Source organism: uncultured Sutterella sp. (assembly GCF_937923675.1).
GTDB lineage: Bacteria > Pseudomonadota > Gammaproteobacteria > Burkholderiales > Burkholderiaceae_F > Sutterella.
The window spans coordinates 30,335-47,334 of the sequence record NZ_CALDXB010000011.1; the positions used below are offsets into that span (position 1 = coordinate 30,335).

Annotated in this window: 12 protein-coding genes; 8 read left to right on the forward strand and 4 right to left on the reverse strand. The window is 60.0% G+C overall.

The window, feature by feature from the left end; all coding sequences use genetic code 11:
• The first annotated feature begins 2 nt into the window (after nucleotides 1–2).
• Nucleotides 3–3,095 carry an efflux RND transporter permease subunit gene (locus Q0106_RS00885; RefSeq protein WP_297607651.1) on the forward strand — a complete coding sequence of 1,031 codons (3,093 nt, stop codon included), beginning with the start codon at nucleotides 3–5 and terminating at the stop codon, nucleotides 3,093–3,095.
• Nucleotides 3,096–3,180: 85 nt separating this feature from the next.
• Here Q0106_RS00885 and Q0106_RS00890 read toward each other — a convergent pair whose 3' ends face one another.
• Together Q0106_RS00890 and Q0106_RS00895 are read right to left on the reverse strand one after the other, a co-directional pair.
• Nucleotides 3,181–3,609: a rhodanese-like domain-containing protein gene (locus tag Q0106_RS00890; protein WP_297607653.1), complete on the reverse strand. Its 429-nt coding sequence runs from the start codon at nucleotides 3,607–3,609 to the stop codon at nucleotides 3,181–3,183.
• A 131-nt stretch (nucleotides 3,610–3,740) separates the two neighbouring features.
• Nucleotides 3,741–5,285 carry an ABC transporter substrate-binding protein gene (locus Q0106_RS00895; RefSeq protein ID WP_297607655.1) on the reverse strand — a complete coding sequence of 515 codons (1,545 nt, stop codon included), beginning with the start codon at nucleotides 5,283–5,285 and terminating at the stop codon, nucleotides 3,741–3,743.
• 693 nt (nucleotides 5,286–5,978) lie between these two features.
• Here Q0106_RS00895 and Q0106_RS00900 point away from each other — a divergent pair.
• The 4 genes from Q0106_RS00900 to Q0106_RS00915 all read left to right on the forward strand — a co-directional run bounded on the left by Q0106_RS00900 (nucleotide 5,979) and on the right by Q0106_RS00915 (nucleotide 10,042).
• Complete coding sequence (locus tag Q0106_RS00900; RefSeq protein WP_297607657.1) at nucleotides 5,979–6,800, forward strand: SDR family oxidoreductase; 822 nt, start codon at nucleotides 5,979–5,981, stop codon at nucleotides 6,798–6,800.
• A gap of 269 nt (nucleotides 6,801–7,069) precedes the next feature.
• Entirely contained in the window at nucleotides 7,070–8,083 is a 1,014-nt protein-coding gene (locus Q0106_RS00905; RefSeq protein WP_297607659.1) for an ABC transporter substrate-binding protein, read from the forward strand.
• Between the two features lie 240 nt (nucleotides 8,084–8,323).
• Nucleotides 8,324–9,208, forward strand: a complete 885-nt coding sequence (locus Q0106_RS00910; protein ID WP_297607661.1) for an ABC transporter permease — start codon at nucleotides 8,324–8,326, stop codon at nucleotides 9,206–9,208.
• Between the two features lie 42 nt (nucleotides 9,209–9,250).
• The gene (locus Q0106_RS00915) at nucleotides 9,251–10,042 is read left to right on the forward strand and encodes an ABC transporter ATP-binding protein (protein WP_297607663.1); all 792 of its coding nucleotides are present in this window, start codon (nucleotides 9,251–9,253) and stop codon (nucleotides 10,040–10,042) included.
• A 96-nt stretch (nucleotides 10,043–10,138) separates the two neighbouring features.
• Here Q0106_RS00915 and Q0106_RS00920 read toward each other — a convergent pair whose 3' ends face one another.
• Nucleotides 10,139–10,765, reverse strand: coding sequence for a response regulator (locus Q0106_RS00920; protein WP_297607665.1), 627 nt, complete (start codon nucleotides 10,763–10,765; stop codon nucleotides 10,139–10,141).
• Nucleotides 10,766–10,811: 46 nt separating this feature from the next.
• Nucleotides 10,812–12,662 (reverse strand): PhnD/SsuA/transferrin family substrate-binding protein, encoded by a 1,851-nt coding sequence (locus tag Q0106_RS00925; protein WP_297607667.1) that lies wholly within the window; start codon nucleotides 12,660–12,662, stop codon nucleotides 10,812–10,814.
• A gap of 281 nt (nucleotides 12,663–12,943) precedes the next feature.
• Here Q0106_RS00925 and Q0106_RS00930 point away from each other — a divergent pair, with 281 nt between their 5' ends.
• The 3 genes from Q0106_RS00930 to Q0106_RS00940 all read left to right on the forward strand — a co-directional run bounded on the left by Q0106_RS00930 (nucleotide 12,944) and on the right by Q0106_RS00940 (nucleotide 16,556).
• Nucleotides 12,944–14,806 carry an FAD-binding protein gene (locus tag Q0106_RS00930; RefSeq protein WP_297607668.1) on the forward strand — a complete coding sequence of 621 codons (1,863 nt, stop codon included), beginning with the start codon at nucleotides 12,944–12,946 and terminating at the stop codon, nucleotides 14,804–14,806.
• Between the two features lie 30 nt (nucleotides 14,807–14,836).
• Complete coding sequence (locus Q0106_RS00935; protein ID WP_297607670.1) at nucleotides 14,837–15,226, forward strand: cytochrome c3 family protein; 390 nt, start codon at nucleotides 14,837–14,839, stop codon at nucleotides 15,224–15,226.
• Between the two features lie 271 nt (nucleotides 15,227–15,497).
• Nucleotides 15,498–16,556, forward strand: coding sequence for a type II asparaginase (locus tag Q0106_RS00940; RefSeq protein WP_297607672.1), 1,059 nt, complete (start codon nucleotides 15,498–15,500; stop codon nucleotides 16,554–16,556).
• Nucleotides 16,557–17,000 lie beyond the last annotated feature (444 nt).

Genomic DNA, 17,000 nt, shown 5'->3' on the forward strand with positions numbered 1-17,000 from the left:
CGATGCTCTCGCGAATCTTCATTCTCAGGCCGAGGCTTGCGGCAGTCCTCAACATCATCATCACGCTCGCCGGCATCATCGGTCTCATGAATCTCCCCGTTGAGGAGTATCCCAACATTGCGCCGCCGTCGCTCTTTGTGTCGGCGAGCTATACGGGCGCGAGCGCGGACGTGGTGGAGCAGACGGTCGGGATGCCGATCGAGGACGAGATCAACGGCATCGACGATCTGCTCTATTTTTCGTCGACGAGCTCGAACGACGGCTCCTACAGCTGCTCGGTCACCTTCAGAACGGGAACGGACACGGACATTGCGCTCGTCAACCTCCAGAATGCGGTGAAGCGCGCCGAGGCGCAGCTCCCTTCAGAAGTTACGCGCACGGGGATCCGCGTTGAAAAACGCGGCGACGACAATCTCGGCATGATTGCCTTTCTGACGGACGGCTCGAAGCTCTCTCAGTCCGACCTCGTCAACTACGTGAACGATACGTTGAAGGACGCGCTCGCCCGCGTGGAAGGCGTGTCGTCCGCGGAACTCATGTCGAACCGCTGGAGCGCGATGCGAATCTGGCTTGATCCCCTGCGTCTCGCGGGGCTCGGGCTCTCGGCCGAGGACGTGAGGGCGGCGGTCGAATCGCAGAATCTCGCGGGTGCGGCGGGCTCCATCGGCTCCGAAGGCGCGAGTCAGTGGATCACCTATAAGTTGAACGTCACCGGGCGCCTCAGAACCGTTGAAGAGTTCGAGAACGTCGTCGTCAGAACGGATCCGGAAAAGGGCCGGCAGGTGCTTCTCAAGGACATTGCCCGGGTCGAACTCGGCAGCGTTTCCTATGCGGGCAAAGTCATGCATAACGGCGAGGAGTCCGTGGGCCTCGGGCTCTACCGGGCGCCGGACGCCAATGCGCTCTCGACCATGAACCGCGTGAAGGCGGAGCTCGAGCGCTGGAAGCCCCGCTTCCCCGAGGGCGTCTCCTACGTCTTCGGCTACGACCCCACCGAATTCATCCAGGTCTCGATGGAAGAGATGGCGACAACCCTCATCGCGGCGCTCGCGCTAGTCGTCGGCGTCACCTGGCTTTTCCTTGGCGACTGGCGCGCGACCCTCGTTCCCGCATCCGCCATTCCGGTGTCGCTTCTCGGAGCGTTTGCGGGCCTCTATCTCCTTGGGTTCTCCATCAACACGCTCACGATGTTCGGCCTCATTTTGGTGATCGGGTCGCTCGTCGACGACGCCATCGTAGTGGTTGAAAACACGCAGCGCCTGATTGACGAAGGGCTCGAACCCCGGGAGGCCGCCGAGAAGAGCATGGGGGAAATCACGGGCGCCGTCATTGCGACCACGCTCGTCACGATCGCCTGCTACGCGCCGCTTCTCTTCTATTCGGGCATGACGGGGGAAATCTACAAGCAGTTTGCGGCGAGCATGTGCATTGCGCTCACGCTCTCAACCGTCGTGGCGCTCACGCTTTCGCCGGCCCTTTGCGGCCTCATCCTTCGCCGGCGCGAGGCGGGCTCGGGCGGGTTCCTGCTTCGGGCGGCCGAATCCGGTCTCGGATGGCTGCGCGACCGGTATCTCGGGGGCGTCGGCGTGCTTTTGAAGCACATGACCCTCTCGCTCCTCATTTTCGCGGGGGTCTGCGCGGGCGTCTGGTTCCTCTACCGGAGCCTCCCGGCATCGTTTCTCCCCGCTGAAGACAAGGGCGTCGTCATGGTCAATATGGAGCTCGCTCCCGGTGCGGCGCAGGTCCGCACGGAAGCCGCCATGACCGGGATGCGCGAGAGAATCGCGGCCATCCCGGGCGTGCGCTCCACCATGACGATGTCGGGCATGAGCATGATGAGCGGCTCGGGCGAAAACGTCGCCATGTGCATCGCGGACCTTGACGCCTGGGACAAGCGCACGGCCCCGGAGCGCTCAATCGCGAGCATCATGACGAAGATCCGGAGGTCGACCGAGGACATGGCCTCGGCCGAAGTCACGCCTTTTGCGCCGCCCGCAATCATGGGGCTCGGAGCCATGGGCGGCGTTTCCTTTGAACTCTGCTCAACTTCGGGTACGACGCCTGCTGAACTCGCCCGGACGGCCCAAAGCATCGCCGACGAGCTCGCGAAGTCGGGCGCGGTGCGCTCCGCAATGACGAGCTTCCGCGCGGACACGGTGCAGCTTCGCTTCACGCTTGACCGGGCAAAGGCGGAACTCCTCGGCGTCTCGGCGCAGGACGCCTATTCGGCGCTCCAGAATGCGCTCGCCTCCTACTACATAAATGACTTCACCATGAACAACAACAACTACGAGGTCATCATGCAGGCGGAGCCCGGCTTCCGCGCCAATGCCCGGGACATTGAGGAAATTTCGGTCGTCAATTCGTCGGGCCACCTGGTGCCCCTCTCCGCGATCGGGTCGGTCTCCTACGAGACGGGCGCGCGGGAGCTCTCGCGCTTCAACAAGATGAGCTCGGCCTCGATGAACGTGCAGACGGCAGAAGGCGCGAGCGAAGGCGAAGTCTTCTCCGTCATTGAATCGATGAAGCTCCCCGAAGGCTACACGATTGAATGGACGGGCTTAAGCCGCCAGCAGGTGGAAAATCAGGGGAGGATCGTGCTCTTCACGGGTCTCGCGCTCCTATTTGCCTACCTCTTCCTCGTTGCGCAGTATGAGAGCTGGATGATGCCGGTTTCCGTCATGCTCTCCGTCGTCTTTGCGCTCGCGGGCGGCCTTCTCGGGCTCAAAATCGCCGGGCTCGACCTCAGCATCTACGCGCAGCTCGGGCTCGTCATGCTGATCGGGCTTTCCGCGAAGAGCGCCATTCTGATGGTGGAATTTTCGAAGGTGAAGCGCGAGTCCGGGCTCCCGGCTGATGACGCCGCCGCTGCTGGCGCCTCGCAGCGCTTCCGCGCCGTCATGATGACCGCCTGGTCCTTCATCTTCGGCGTCCTCCCGATGGTGTTTGCAACGGGTGCGGGGTCGGGGAGCCGCGAGGCGATCGGCGTGACGACCTTTTCCGGGATGCTCCTTGCAAGCATCATCGGAATCTTCTTTACGCCCGTCTTCTACGCGTTCCTTGAGCGCGTAATGGATCGCTTCAGAAGGAAGTAAAGCGGGAAGCGCGGGAAAAGAAAAACCCGGCAGAGCTTCTGAAGGCTCTGTCGGGTTTTTCTGTGCTGAATGACGTCAGGCGCGATCAGCGGACGAGACCGTACGGCCACTGGCTCGTGCCGTACATGTTGTAGACGTGCTTGTAGCCCGATTCGACGAGGATGCGCGAGGCTTTTTCAGCACGAACGCCCGAGCGGCAGATCACGAGGACCTTGTCGTCGACGTTCGGAATCGCCTTGAGGCGCATGCCGGGCGTGAAGGTCGAGAGCGGCACGTTGACCGAGCCCTGAATGTGGCCGGAGGCGAATTCGTCGGGTTCGCGGACGTCGACGACGGTGACGCCGGCTTCAATCATCTTTTTGGCTTCTGCCGGGGCAACCTTCGCGTACGCAGGGTTTGAATAGGTAAGGGGAACCGCGGGCTGGGGGTTGACGGGTTCAAGAGCATGGGCGCTCCCGGCGATGCCGAAGGAGAGCGCAGCGGCCGCACAGGCGGCTCCGATTTTCTTCATCATGATGAAATTCTTCAAAAATGAAAAACATTATGGAGGGACGAAGCACGCAATGCGCGTCGTGTCCGCTCCGGAATTGCGGTGATTCTCTCACGAAGCGGTTGCCTGAGGCTTAAAGGCGGCGGGTCTTCGCCTCATTCCGCCCATTCGGCGTCGTAGAAGTCGAAGCTACCGTCCGGCATCACGTGGAAGTTCTTCAATTCCTTTCTGGCAGCTGCGGTCGTCATTTCGAAGACCAGAGGCGCCCACGGCGCGTCCGCATGCACGAGCTTCTGGAGTTCCGCGTAAAGCGCGTCGCGCCTGGCAGGATCCGTTTCTGCAATGGCCTCGTCGAAGAGCCGGTCTGCCTGCGGGTTCCGGTAGTAGGAATCGTCAAGGAGCACGGGCGGCATGTTGCGGCTGTAAAGAAGCGGGCGAAGTCCCCAGTCGGGTTCCGCGGTGGAATTGCTCCAGCCGCGAAGGAAGAGCCGGTGTTCGGACTCCTCGGGCGTTCTTGCGCCGAAGACGAGGCTTCGCTGCCCGGCCTCGAGCGCTCGCGTCGTGACGCGGATTCCGACCTGGGCGAGCTGCTGCTGGAGGAACTGAAGCATCTTCATGCTTTTGCTGTCGTTGTAGGCTGACCAGAGCGTCGTTTCAAATCCCTGCGGGTAGCCGGCTTCCTTCAGGAGCTCTCTTGCGCGCTGCGGGTCATAGGGAAATTCGCCGAAATCGACGGCGCCCTCGATCTGCGCGGGAAGGTAGCCTGTGGACGGGACGGCCATACCGTTGTAGGCGACCTTGACGAGCGCCCTGCGGTTGATGGCGTAGTTCACGGCCTGTCGGACCCTGATGTCGCCGAAAGGCTTTTTTGTTTCGTTCATCGAGATGTAGCGCGTGACGACGGAGGGTATTTTTTCAAGAACGAGATTTTTCCTCCCTTCGAGCATCCGGAACTCTTCGCTCGGGACGGGAGAAATAAAGTCGGCTTCCCCTGTCTGCAGCATGGCGGCCCGGGTGGCATTTTCCGGCACCGGGACCCAGCGTATGGCGTCAAGCTTCGGGAGGCCGTCCGTCCGGTAATGCGGATTCCTGACGACGTAGAGCTCCTCTGTCGGATTGAAGCGCTTGAGCAAATATGGGCCGGTGCCGCAGGCCTTGTAGGCGAGAGCCTGCTTCGAATCTGCGCCTTTCAGAAGGCCCGGGCAAATCATTGCGGCCGTGCCGTTCGAAAGCCTTTGAATGAATCCTGCCGTGGGAGTTTTGAGCGTGAACCTCACGACATAAGGGGAAACGACGTCGACGTGGTCGACGAAGCTGAAGAATGAACGGCGCATGAGCTTCAGATCCGGATTGAGTCCGCGGTCGAAATTGAGCTTCACAGCATCAGCCGTGAATTCCGTGCCGTCATGGAATCTGACGCCGCGCCGGAGCTTGAAGGTGTAGGAGAGGCCGTCCTTCGAGACCTCGTAGCTTTCCGCGAGCTGCGGGACGGGCCTCAGGTTTCTGTCGAACGTGTAGAGGCCTTCGTAGATGGAGCGTGAAACGGATCTCGAGAGGTTGTCGTTGGCATCCCATGGGTCAAGCGTGGTGAACCCGGAAACCACCGCAGCAGTGATCTCGCGCGACTGTGCAGGGTGAGCGGCCAGGAGCGCTGCGGCGCCGAGAGCGGCAAAACCCAGCAGTTTTTTGAAAATAGACATTTTGTTTTTCCTTGATTGCTTCATTAAAAATGAAAACAGGTTGTTTTTTTAATTGATTCGATTTGTGGCTGGTACTTCTGAAAATGGCCAGGCAAAATAAAAAGCGCCGGCTCTTTAATTTGTGGAGCCGGCGCTTTATGCGGTCTTTTTAAATTCCTGAGCGAATGATTATTCGTTCCTTCGTTTATGGACGCACGACGTCAGGCCCGTGGGCATGCGGCAGCGCATACACATGGACGAGATGGCGGAAGCGATTACAGTCGTGAAGGAACGGAACGTCATGATGAAAGACCAAATGTGCATTTCAGCCAGAAAAATAAAATGCACTTTTCTGGTTTTGGATATTGGAATGAAGGGGAATAGGGATAAAACGGAGAGCAATTTGCTCTTTTGCTGTGAATGATTATGCACATGCTGCTGGGTTGCTGTAAACGGGGATTGAAAGCGCGTCCCTTTGAATAAGATTTCAGGCACCCGGTCGAAAGCCAGACAAAACAAGAGAATCGAATTAGGGTTAACCCTTGTTTCGGCAGGAAATGGTACCGTATACAGGGTATCCTGAGACAGCCTCGAAGGATGCTGCAAAGTCGCGGCAATGATCCCCGGAGCGATTCTTCGTTTCAGGCTCGAGCCATAGAATCGCCCGCGAAACCGGAATATGCTTGCTTTTTTCGCGACGAGATGGAGAGAGAAATGACTGAGCCCGGAAAAGTTAGGCGACTCGCCGTCATCACCGGGGCTTCAAGCGGCCTCGGGACTGAGTTCGCGCGGCTCGCGGCCGCAGACGGCTTTGAGACGCTTCTCATCGCGAGGCGCGTGGATCGCCTTCATGCGCTCGCGGGCGAACTGAAGAAAAAGTACGGCGTTGAGGCGCACGTCCTCGGGCTCGACCTCACTGAACCCGACGCGCCCGGGCGCGTGATGGAGGCGCTCGACTCCATTGGTCTCGTGCCCGACGTGCTCGTCAACAATGCGGGCTTTGGGGCTTTCGGTCCCGCGCTCGATATGGATCCGGCGAGGCTGAGGCGGATGCTCGAACTGAATGCCGGAGCGCTCACGGAATTGTCGCTTCGCATCGGGCGCGAAATGCGGGACATGGGACGGGGCCGCATCATGAACGTCGCTTCCACGGCGGCCTTTCAGGCTTGTCCCTATCTCGGGGTCTACGGCGCGACGAAGGCTTACGTGCTCTCCTTCACGGAGGCGCTCGCCGAGGAGCTTCGGGACACGGCCGTGACCGCTACAGCCTTCTGTCCGGGGCCGACGAGGACCGAATTCGGCGACGCGGCGGGGCTCGCGAAGGAGAATGCCTTTGATCTCTGCGAACTCGAAAGCGCGGAGCGGCCCGCTGATGTCGCGGCGCGCACCGGCTGGGAAGGCATGAAGGCAGGAAGGCGCATCGTGATCGACGGCTGGGGAAACCGCGTGATCGCGCGCCTTGCCTGGGCGCTTCCGCGCGGCATTGTTTCGGGCCTTGCGGCATTCGTTCTGAAGCGCCTTAAAACAGAGTCCTGAAATCCGGCGTTTTCCCGTCTGAAGCGCGCCTTCTCATTTGGGTTTCCTCGAATATGCTCCTCAAAATCTTCATTAATGTTGCGCCTTCTTCGGTAGGGCTAGGGATTCCTATCTAGCGCTAAGGCGAAGGGTTCGGAAAGAAGAGCCCGGGGCTCGCGCATAATGAGATAAAGCATCTGAAGCCCTGACGGCGGGAGAGCGGCTCTATTGATCCCTCCCGGCAGGGCTGAACGGAATCCAACCCCGAAGACCGAAGAGGACGAATTCAAATGGAGATATCCACGCTTACCCGCCGCGGGCTCATTGCTGCGGCTGTTGCGGGCGCGCTCGCGCTTGCGGGCTGCGGCGACAAGGGAGCGGCGCCGGCCGCGAATACTGCCGCGAAGGCTGAGCTCACGCCCATCGGCATCGTGCAGCTCGTCGAGCACAGTGCGCTTGATGCGGCAACCCGCGGCATCGTCGACGCGCTTGCTGAACGCGGCTACAAGGACGGCGTCAACATCAAGCTCGATATTCAGAACGCGCAGGGCGATCAGTCGAATCTGCACAACATCGCCAACCGCTTTGTCTCCAACAAGGACAAGGTGATCTTCGCCGTCGCGACGCCGGCCGCTCAGGCAGTGGCCACGGTTGCGAAGGATACGCCGATCGTCGCCACGGCCATCACGGACTTCGTCGCTGCGAAGCTCGTCAAGTCTGACGCCGCTCCCGGCGGGAACGTCACGGGCGTCTCCGACCTCGGCCCCATCGCCGCACAGTTCGATCTCCTCATGAAGCTCGTTCCGAACGCGAAGACGATCGGCACGATCTACAACTCTTCGGAAATCAATTCCGCCTACCAGGTCGACATCCTCAAGAAGGCTGCGGCAGAAAAGGGCGTTGAAGTGCTCGAAGCCACCGTTTCCAACGTGAACGACATCCAGCAGGCGGTTGCGAGCCTGAAGGACAAGGTTCAGGGGCTTTATCTCCCGACCGACAACGTCATCGCTTCCGCGGTGCCGGCCCTCGCCAAGGTCGTGAATCCCGCGAAGATCCCGGCCGTTGCCGGCGAAATGGGCATGGTGGGCGCAGGGTGCTTGGGCTCCATCTCGGTCGACTACTATGAGCTCGGCAAGATGACGGGCCAGATGGGCGCCGATATTCTCGAAGGGAAGAAGAAGCCCGCCGATACGCCGGTCGAGCACGTGAAGACGGGCGTTCCCGTCTTCAACATGAAGACTGCGCAGGCGATCGGCCTCACGATCCCTGAGGAACTTAAGAAAGGCGCGAAGCTTTTTGAGTAGCGCCTCCCGAAGGCGCCGCGCCTGAAATAGAGCGGAGCAAGAGCGGGGAGCTTCCCATCAGAAGAGGGAAGCTTCCGCCCCGGGCTCCGCTTTATTTTTTTGATGGGCCGTCCGGAGGGCCGTATTTCTCCGGGATTTGTTTTTAAAATTTCACTTTTTTCCACGAAGAAAACCAAAGGCGCATTCCAGAAGGCCTGAAAAAGCTTCCCCGCGCCGGCGCGTACCTAGAAAGGAATTTTCATGCTTGATCTCATCCTCTCCACAGTCGGTCAGGGCCTGCAGTGGTCCGTTATGGCGCTCGGCGTCTTTCTGACCTTCCGCATTCTCGATATTGCAGACCTGTCGGTTGAAGGCACCTTCCCCCTGGGGGCTGCGGTTGCCGCGACCGCGATCACCTCGGGGCTCGGACTTCCGGCGGCCTTCCTCCTCGCGCTCATTGCGGGCGCGCTCGCAGGCGCCGTAACCGGCTGGCTCACGACGAAGCTCAGGATCCCGGCGCTTCTTGCCGGCATTCTCACGATGATCGGACTTTATTCGGTGAACCTTCACGTGATGGGAAAGTCCAACATCGGGCTTCTGCAGGATGAGACGGTCTTCACGATTCTTGAAAACGGGCTCGGCCTCTCCGTTTCGCTCTCGGGCCTCATCGTCGGCGCCATCTTCGCCGTCATCGTCTCCGTCATCATCTACTGGTTCTTCGGCACCGAGCTCGGCACCGCCATCCGTGCGACGGGCTTCAACCAGCAGATGGCCCGCGCTCAGGGCATCAGCACCAACACGATGATCGTCCTGGGGCTCGTGATCTCGAACGCCCTCGTGGCGCTCTCGGGCGCGACCGTCGCCCAGGCGAACGGCTTTGCCGACGTCGGCATGGGTGTGGGCACGATCGTGATCGGGCTCGCCTCGGTCATCATCGGCGAAGTTCTCTTTGCGCCCAAATCCTTCAAGACGAGCCTCATTGCCGTCATCATGGGCTCGATCATCTATCGTCTCGTCATCGCCTTCGTCCTTGAGATGGGCATGCCTCCCAACGACCTCAAGCTCTTTACGGCCGTGCTCGTCGCCTTCGCGCTTGCGCTCCCGCTCATCAAGGGGAATCTCGCGGGTCTGAAGCGCCGCGCCTGATGCAGGGTCTCTCAGAAACGAATTCAAAGGACGAAACGAAAAATGCTCGAAGTCAAAAACGTACACAAGACTTTCTTTGCCGGCACGGCCAATGAGAAGAAGGCCCTCCGCGGCGTCACCTTCACGCTCGATGACGGCGACTTCTGCACGGTGATCGGCTCGAACGGCGCGGGTAAGTCGACGACGCTCAATGCGATTGCCGGGGTCTTTCCGATCGACAGCGGCAATATCGTGATCGACGGCACGGACATCACGAAGATGCCGGAATATAAGCGCGCCGCCTTCATCGGCCGCGTCTTCCAGGATCCGATGAAGGGCACCGCCGCCGGCATGATGATTGAGGAGAACCTCGCCATCGCCGACCGCCGAGGCCAGCGCCCGACGCTGCGCTGGAGCGCGAGGCCCGAGCGCACCGAATACTTTACGAAGCTCGTGGCGAGTCTCGGCCTCGGGCTTGAGAACCGCATGACGGCGCATGTGGGCCTGCTCTCGGGCGGCCAGCGCCAGGCGCTGACGCTTCTGATGGCGACGCTCGTGCGCCCGAAGCTTCTGCTTCTTGACGAACATACGGCGGCGCTCGACCCCAAGACCGCCGCCAAGGTCCTCGACATTACGGAGCGCATCGTGAACGAGCAGAAGCTCACGACCCTCATGATCACGCACAATATGAGGGATGCGCTCCGCTACGGCAACCGCCTCATCATGATGCACGACGGGCGCCCGATCCTCGACGTGAAGGGCGAGGAAAAGGCGAAGCTGACCCCTGTGGATCTCCTCAAGTTCTTTGAGAAGGCGGGCGACGGGGTCTCCGACAAGATGCTGCTCGCGAGCTGATCGGGCGCCTGATGCGCTCTGCAATAGAAAAAGCGGAAGATTTTCCATTTTCGGAGTCTTCCGTTTTTTTCCTGCTTTTCGAAAGGAAGGTCGCTGCTAGCGCAGGAGCTCCTCAAAGCCCGCGATCACATCGGAAAACTGCCTCAGGTTGTGCACGCGCAGCTTATGGTAGATGTTGTTGCGGTGGCCCTGAATGGTGCGGTCCGAGAGCGAGAGGTGCTCGGCAATGTCGTGGTTGGCGAGCCCCTGGGAGAGAAGCTTCGTGATCTCGCGCTCTCTCGGGCTCATTTCGCTGAGGATCGCCTCTACGGCTTCGCGCGAAAGGCCGCCCGACGATTGAGCCATGCTGATTTCTGAAGCCGCTTCAATGGCGGCTTCTAGCGCTTCGGCGTCGACGGGCTTTTCGAGAAAATCGAAGGCTCCCATCTTGAGCGTGCGCACGGCGGTCGGGACGTCGGCGTGCCCCGTGATGAAGATGATGGGAAGCGTGAGATTCATCTCCTTCATGCGCGTCTGGAGCTCGAGTCCCGACATCCCGGGCATGCGGATGTCGAGAAGAAGGCAGCCGGGCGGGGTCGAGCGGTAGTTCTTCAGAAAGTCCCCCGCGCTCGCATGGCACTCCGTCTTCCAGCCCTTGCAGGCAAGCATGAAGGAGAGGGCATTGCGGACTTCCTCGTCGTCGTCGACGATGCGGATGAGGACGTTCTCCTTGGGTGCGGGCATAGTGTTGTTTCCTTAACTGGCTTCGCTTTCATTCTCGCCTGCGGCTTCAGGCAAGCGGGAGCGTCACGCGGGCGATGAGGCCGCCCTTCGGACGGCGCTCGAATTCAAGATGGCCGCCCGAGGCTTCGGCAATCGCGGTTGCGATCGGTATGCCGAGGCCCTGGCCGGCGGATTTGGAGGTAATGAGCGGCGTCGTGAGGTCGCGGAAGGCTTCGTCCGTGAGAAGCCGTCCTGAATTCTCGACGGTAATGACGAGGGTTCCCGAGGCGCCTTCGAGGGGGTCGGCGGAAATCCTGACGAAGGGGCTTTCGGACGTGCCCGCAGAGGCTGCCGCTTCAAAAGCGTTTTTGAGGAGGTTGTTGAAGAGAAGCTCAATTTCGAGGCCGTCCCCCCTGACCGAACGGTCGGCGAGGCCGGAGGCGGAAAAGTGGACGTCGCCCGTAAGGTCGGGCGAGATCCCGGTGTAGATCCGGTCGACGGCGGGCATGAGCGGCACCGAGGCGTCGCGCTTCGTCTGGTTCTTGGAGTAGCTCCGTACTTTGGCCACGATCTCCTTCGTGCGCTCAATCCCCTTGGCGATCCCGGCGCGGCTTATTTCAAGGAGCTTTCGGTCGGGGTTTTCGCTCTGAAGGAGCGTCTTCATGCCTTCAGAGTAGTACTGAACGGCGGCGAGCGGCTGCGCGAGCTCGTGGGCGATGAGGTTCGAGAGCTGCCCCACGACGGTGGCCTTCTGCATGCGCTCCATCCGGCCATGGAGCTCTTCGACGCGCGCCTGCGCGGCGCGCTCTTCGGCGATCGACTTTCTCAGTTCCGCCGTGCGGATCCGCACCAGGTAGGCGACGCGGGAGCTGTGAAGCGCAAGGCCCAATACAAGGAGAAGCGCAAGCACGCACTCCGCCCAGTGGTTCTTGATCCATTCCTCGACGGTCGGGTTCCTCAGGTACGCGTAGTTTTCGATCTTGAGCTCCCGATAGAGGCGGTTCACGGGCCTCAGGTCGGTGGCGACGCCCCATTTGTGGCCCGGAGCGATTTCAGGTATCGACAGGAGCGTCTTCGCAATGATGTGCGCAGCGCCCGGCGCCGATCCTTCCATGACGGACACCATGATGTTGGGATAGGTGCGCGAGGTGTGCACGCAGTTGAGGGTCGGGTCGATTCTCGGCTCGAGCACCCGGTAGCGGCTGCGGATTTGCTCGGGGAGGCTCTCGAGCCAGCAGGCGCGCACCATGGCGACGTCGGCTTCGCGCGTATCGAGCCTCCTCGCGATGGAGCCGTTTTCGCTGTCCCCCGTGTAGTGAATGTTCGAGAAGAAGTGTTCCGGGTCAAAGCCCCGCACGGCAATTTCGCCGAGCCCCGTTCTGAAGCTCATGAAGGCCGTGTTGTAGCTCGCGGATAGCCTCGTCCCCTGCAGATCCTCGATTTTCTGAAAGCGATCGTCGTCGCTTCGCGTGATGATTGCTGTCGCCACGCCCGTATTGGGATTGGGCTGAAGTTCCGTAATGAGCGTTGCGAGCGCGACGACGCCGTAAGGCTGCATGCGCATGCTGAAGCCCGAACTTGCAATGAAGACGTCGATTCCGCCCGTGCGGATCAGATTTTCGAGTTCCGTTGAGGGAATTCTCGGGCGGACTTCAACGGGATAGGGCGCAAAGGCGCGTTCGATCGTTTCGAGCGTCCGCGTGAGCGCAAGCGTCGTCTCCGGGGTCTCCCAGAGCGAAATGATTCCGACTCTGAGAGGACGCTTCTGATAGAGCTGCGCCGTTGCCTGAGAGACGCCGTCAAGCTCGGCCGCCCGGATGCCGCCAGATGAGAGCGCCGCTGCGAGCGGGAGGAGACAGAGGAGAGTCCGGGCGAGCTGCCCCGGCGAGCGCGCCGCAGTCAAGCATTTGAGCCTCATTTGAAATCCGTATAGCAGGATTGTTCTTTATTGAATTTTATGAGAAATGCGCTCGCAGCGGGCGAGTCGAGAGTGGTCGGGGAGGCGAAAAAGATTGATGAATGTCACGCTACTCGAGTATCCCGGCTGAAAAGATACGAATCAGCAGGAGATGCAGTCCGGAACAGTTGATTTCCGGGATGCGGAATCCCCGGCTAAAGCTTCAAACAGCTTCATTCATAAGAATCGGACCGCTCTTCAGACTTCGGATGCATGAGCGGACCGCCAAAAGGAGAAAAAGCATGTCTGCGAATCTTTCCCGTCGTTCCTTCATAGCTGGTTCCGCCGCAGTGGGCGGCATGATGTTCGGCATGTCCGGCAGCGCTTCGGCGAAGGTCCCCGCCAAGTGGGACTTTGAAGCCGACGTGGTCGTTGTGGGTGCGGGCGCCGCCGGCATCCCGGCCGCCATCCGCGCGAAGGAAGCGGGATTCTCCGTCCTCGTGGTCGACGCCAACTACGATATCGGCGGCCACGCCATCATTTCCCAGGGCAACACGCTTCTGGGCGGCGGCAACGCCATGCAGCAGAAGTTCGGCATCAAGGATGACCCGGAAACGGTCTTCAAGGACCTGACTGACTGGTCCGTGACGCTCCCCAACGGCTTTGCCGACTACCGCTTCAACGACCGCGACATGCAGCGCATGATTGCCGACGAAATGGTCCCGACCTACGACTGGCTCGTGAAGATCGGCGTTCCCTTCCTCGACAAGAAGCCCGACAATGCAGGCGCCTACGGCGCGGGCTGCTCGGCTCCCCGCGAACTGCACTTCTCGTGGACGAAGGGCGCGTCGCTTGAAGCCCCTGCCGGCACTTCCGGCACGGTTCTGATGCGCAGCCTCGAGGAGGCCGCCAGGAAGGCGGGCGTCAAGTTCCTCATGAACTACTACATGGACGACATCGTCCAGGATGAAAAAGGGCGCTGCGTCGGCTTCAAGGCTCACCGCACGCCGAAGGTTCTCCCTGACGGCACGGAACTCAAGGGCTTCCGCGCAGCTGAAGACATCGCCTCCACCGCGAAGGAAATCACGGTTCATGCCAAGAAGGCGCTCGTTCTCGCAACTGCCGGCTACACCGACCACGTTCCCTTCCGCCGCATGGTCGACCCGCGCCTCACGAAGGAATTCGCTTCCGCCGCCTGCGAATATTCGCCGCAGGACGCCTCGGGCACGCTCGCTGCCATGCGCTGCGGCGCCGGCCTCTGGGGTCTGACGAACGCCTATACGGAACGTCCGATTTCGCTCACCCGCGGCGCCGTTGTCGGTGTTCGCGACACGTACCTGCGCTGGGCTCCGGAATCCCCGATCTTCCCGCTCGTGAAGCACTCGGGCGTGGCGCTGCGCAACTGGCAGAACGCGATCGTCGTCAACTGGGTCGGCAAGCGCTTCTTTGAGGAAACGTCCTCCGCCGGCCTCACCGCCGACAGCGCGAAGCTCACGTCCTACGGCACCGCCAACTCCACCCGCGGCCTCATGAACGGCACGAACGGCGCCTTCTTCAAGGGCACCGACAAGGATCCGTACATCCAGGGCAACTGGAAGAACATCGACCGCACGAAGTACAACCCGATCAACTTCATCGCGGCTGCGCTCCAGATCAACGAGGGTTCGCACGCTCCGGACTGGTCTGCCGGTCCCCAGTGGGCGATCTTCGACAGCGAAGCCGTCAAGCGCGAACGCATGCACACGGACGAGAAGTCAGTCGACCCGGAATACTTCTTCAAGGCCGATACGATTGAGGAACTTGCCGAGAAGATCAACACGAATCCGTGGATGAGCCACAAGATGGATCCGAAGGTTCTCGCCGAAACCGTGAAGACGTACAACTCCTACGTCGACCAGGGCAAGGACCCGGACTTCGAGAAGCCCACGCCGCAGTATAAGATCGAGAAGGGCCCCTTCTACGCCGCCTGGACTTCGGTGACGCTCCACGACTGCTACTGTGGTCTCCACGTCAACAACGCCTGCGAAGTGCTTGACTGGGAAGGCGAAAAGATCCCGGGCCTCTACGCAGCGGGCGAAGTGACGGGCGGCAGCTCCATGCACGGCCTCTCGCGCGGCCTCGTCCAGGCTTACGTCCTCGGCAAGACCTTCGCGTCGCTCAAGTAAATCCTTCAACCTTTAAGAGACCCAAGAGCCATGAAAAAGACCCCGCTTTTAGCGCTGGCGCTCTCCTGCGCCGTCATGGCTCTCTCGGCTCTTCCCGAAGCTTACGCGGCAGAGAAGGTCACTTCGGAACAGTGCCTGATGTGTCATGGCGGAAGCTTCGACGCGCTGAGAGAGCAGACGAAAAACTGGAAGGACGAGTTTGATACCCCGGTTCAGCCCCACCAGTACCTCGACCCGAATGCGGCGAACCCGCATGCAGGCGCGAAGGTGGTGCCGGACTGCCAGGGGTGCCACGAAGCTCATCCCTTCCCGATTCCGAAGGACTATAAGCCGAAGGAAGCTACGCTTTCGATGTGCTACGGCTGCCACCATATGGAGAACTTCCAGAAGTGCAGCGATGCAGGCTGCCACGAGAAGTAGTTCATCACTCATTCAATTTCTCTCTCCCTTCAGCGAATGAAGCCTGAATCGCAGCTATGGGGCTTCATTTCCTGGAAGGTACTTCTCAATCCCGGTCTTCTGGTCTCTCCCGAGAGATCGAAAGGCCGGGATTTTTTGCGGTCTTCGTATTTTTCCGGGCTGTTCGGCAGTGATCTGGGTCTGATACCGTCGATTTGTTCCGGGTCTCTCAGAAACGAGTCGGAAGACTTGTCCTGAGAAGCCCGGCAAACCACCCGCCAAAGGAAAAAATATGAATTTCTTCAAAAAAGCCGCACTTTCAGCTGCCATTCTCCTCGCGGCCGCATCCGCCTCAGCCGCGGATCTCCCCAGCGTGAAGATTCTCGCTACGGGCGGCACGATCGCCGGAAGCGCAGCTTCCGCCACCCAGACGACGGGTTATGAAGCAGGCAAGATCGCCATCCAGACGCTCATTGACGCCGTTCCTCAGATCAAGGAGGTCGCCGATGTTTCGGGCGAGCAGATCGTGAAGATCTCGTCCAACAACATGGATACGCCGACGCTCCTCAAGCTCGCAAAGCGCTGCAATGAGCTCCTGGCGCAGAAGGACGTCGACGGCATCGTGATCACGCACGGCACCGATACGCTTGAGGAAACGGCCTACTTTCTGAACCTCACGGTGAAGAGCGACAAGCCCGTCGTGCTCGTGGGCGCCATGCGTCCCGCCACGGCGATTTCTGCCGACGGCCCGATGAATCTCCTGAACGCCGTCCGCGTTGCGGTCAATAAGGACTCCATCGGCAAGGGCGTCCTCGTTGCCATGAACGACGTGATCAACAACGCCCGCGACGTGACGAAGACCAATACGACGAATGTCGCCACCTTCCGCGCGCCCGATCTCGGCAACATCGGCTACATCGCGGGCGGGAAGATCATGTACTACAAGGAGTCGCTTCGCCGCCATACGGCGAAGTCCGAGTTCGACGTTTCGAAGCTCGAGACTCTCCCGCGCGTCGACATTCTCTATTCGCATGTGGGTGACGACGGCGTGCTCGCGCGAGCTGCTGTTGCGGCCGGTGCGAAGGGGATTGTTCATGCCGGTACCGGAAACGGCAGCATTCATCAGAATACTGAAAAGGAACTCGTAAATGCCCAGAAGGCTGGCGTTGTGATCGTGCGCAGTGCCCGCGTCGGAACCGGGCCCACGGTGCCTTCCGTTGCGCGCTACACCGAAGAGAAGTTCCTTGATGGCGACACGCTCTCTGCTCAGAAGGCGAGACTGCTTCTGCAGCTTGCCCTCACGAAGACGAGCGATCTGAAGGAAATTCAGCGCATGTTTGACGAGTATTGATGTTTTGATGGGGATTCCGGCGGGGAAGATGAGGGCAGACGGAGTGTCTTATCGATCCGCCGGAAATTGGAAGAGGGCGTAGAGGTGTGTTTGGGGGCTGGATGGGGTGGTTCGTTTGTCAAGAGATTTGGATCGTCGATTGAGCGCTATATTTCATGTGTTTACGTGATAAAACAAGTAGTTACATGATTTATGAATGGGGGTTTCAATTTGTTTGCTTATGCCGGATTAACCCTTAATTCCATACTAACCCTCGTTGTGTTTTCACCAAGAAACCGGCGGATAAATTGAAAAACGTGATATTTCGCTGATGGATAACATACAATAGAACTGTTGTTTAAAGACGACGATTGTTTTTGGCTCGAAAACAGCGATTGAATATTATGTTTGCCCCGAAACTCATAACGCGCTCGGGTAATTAAGCACCGTTCCCATCGGTTAAGA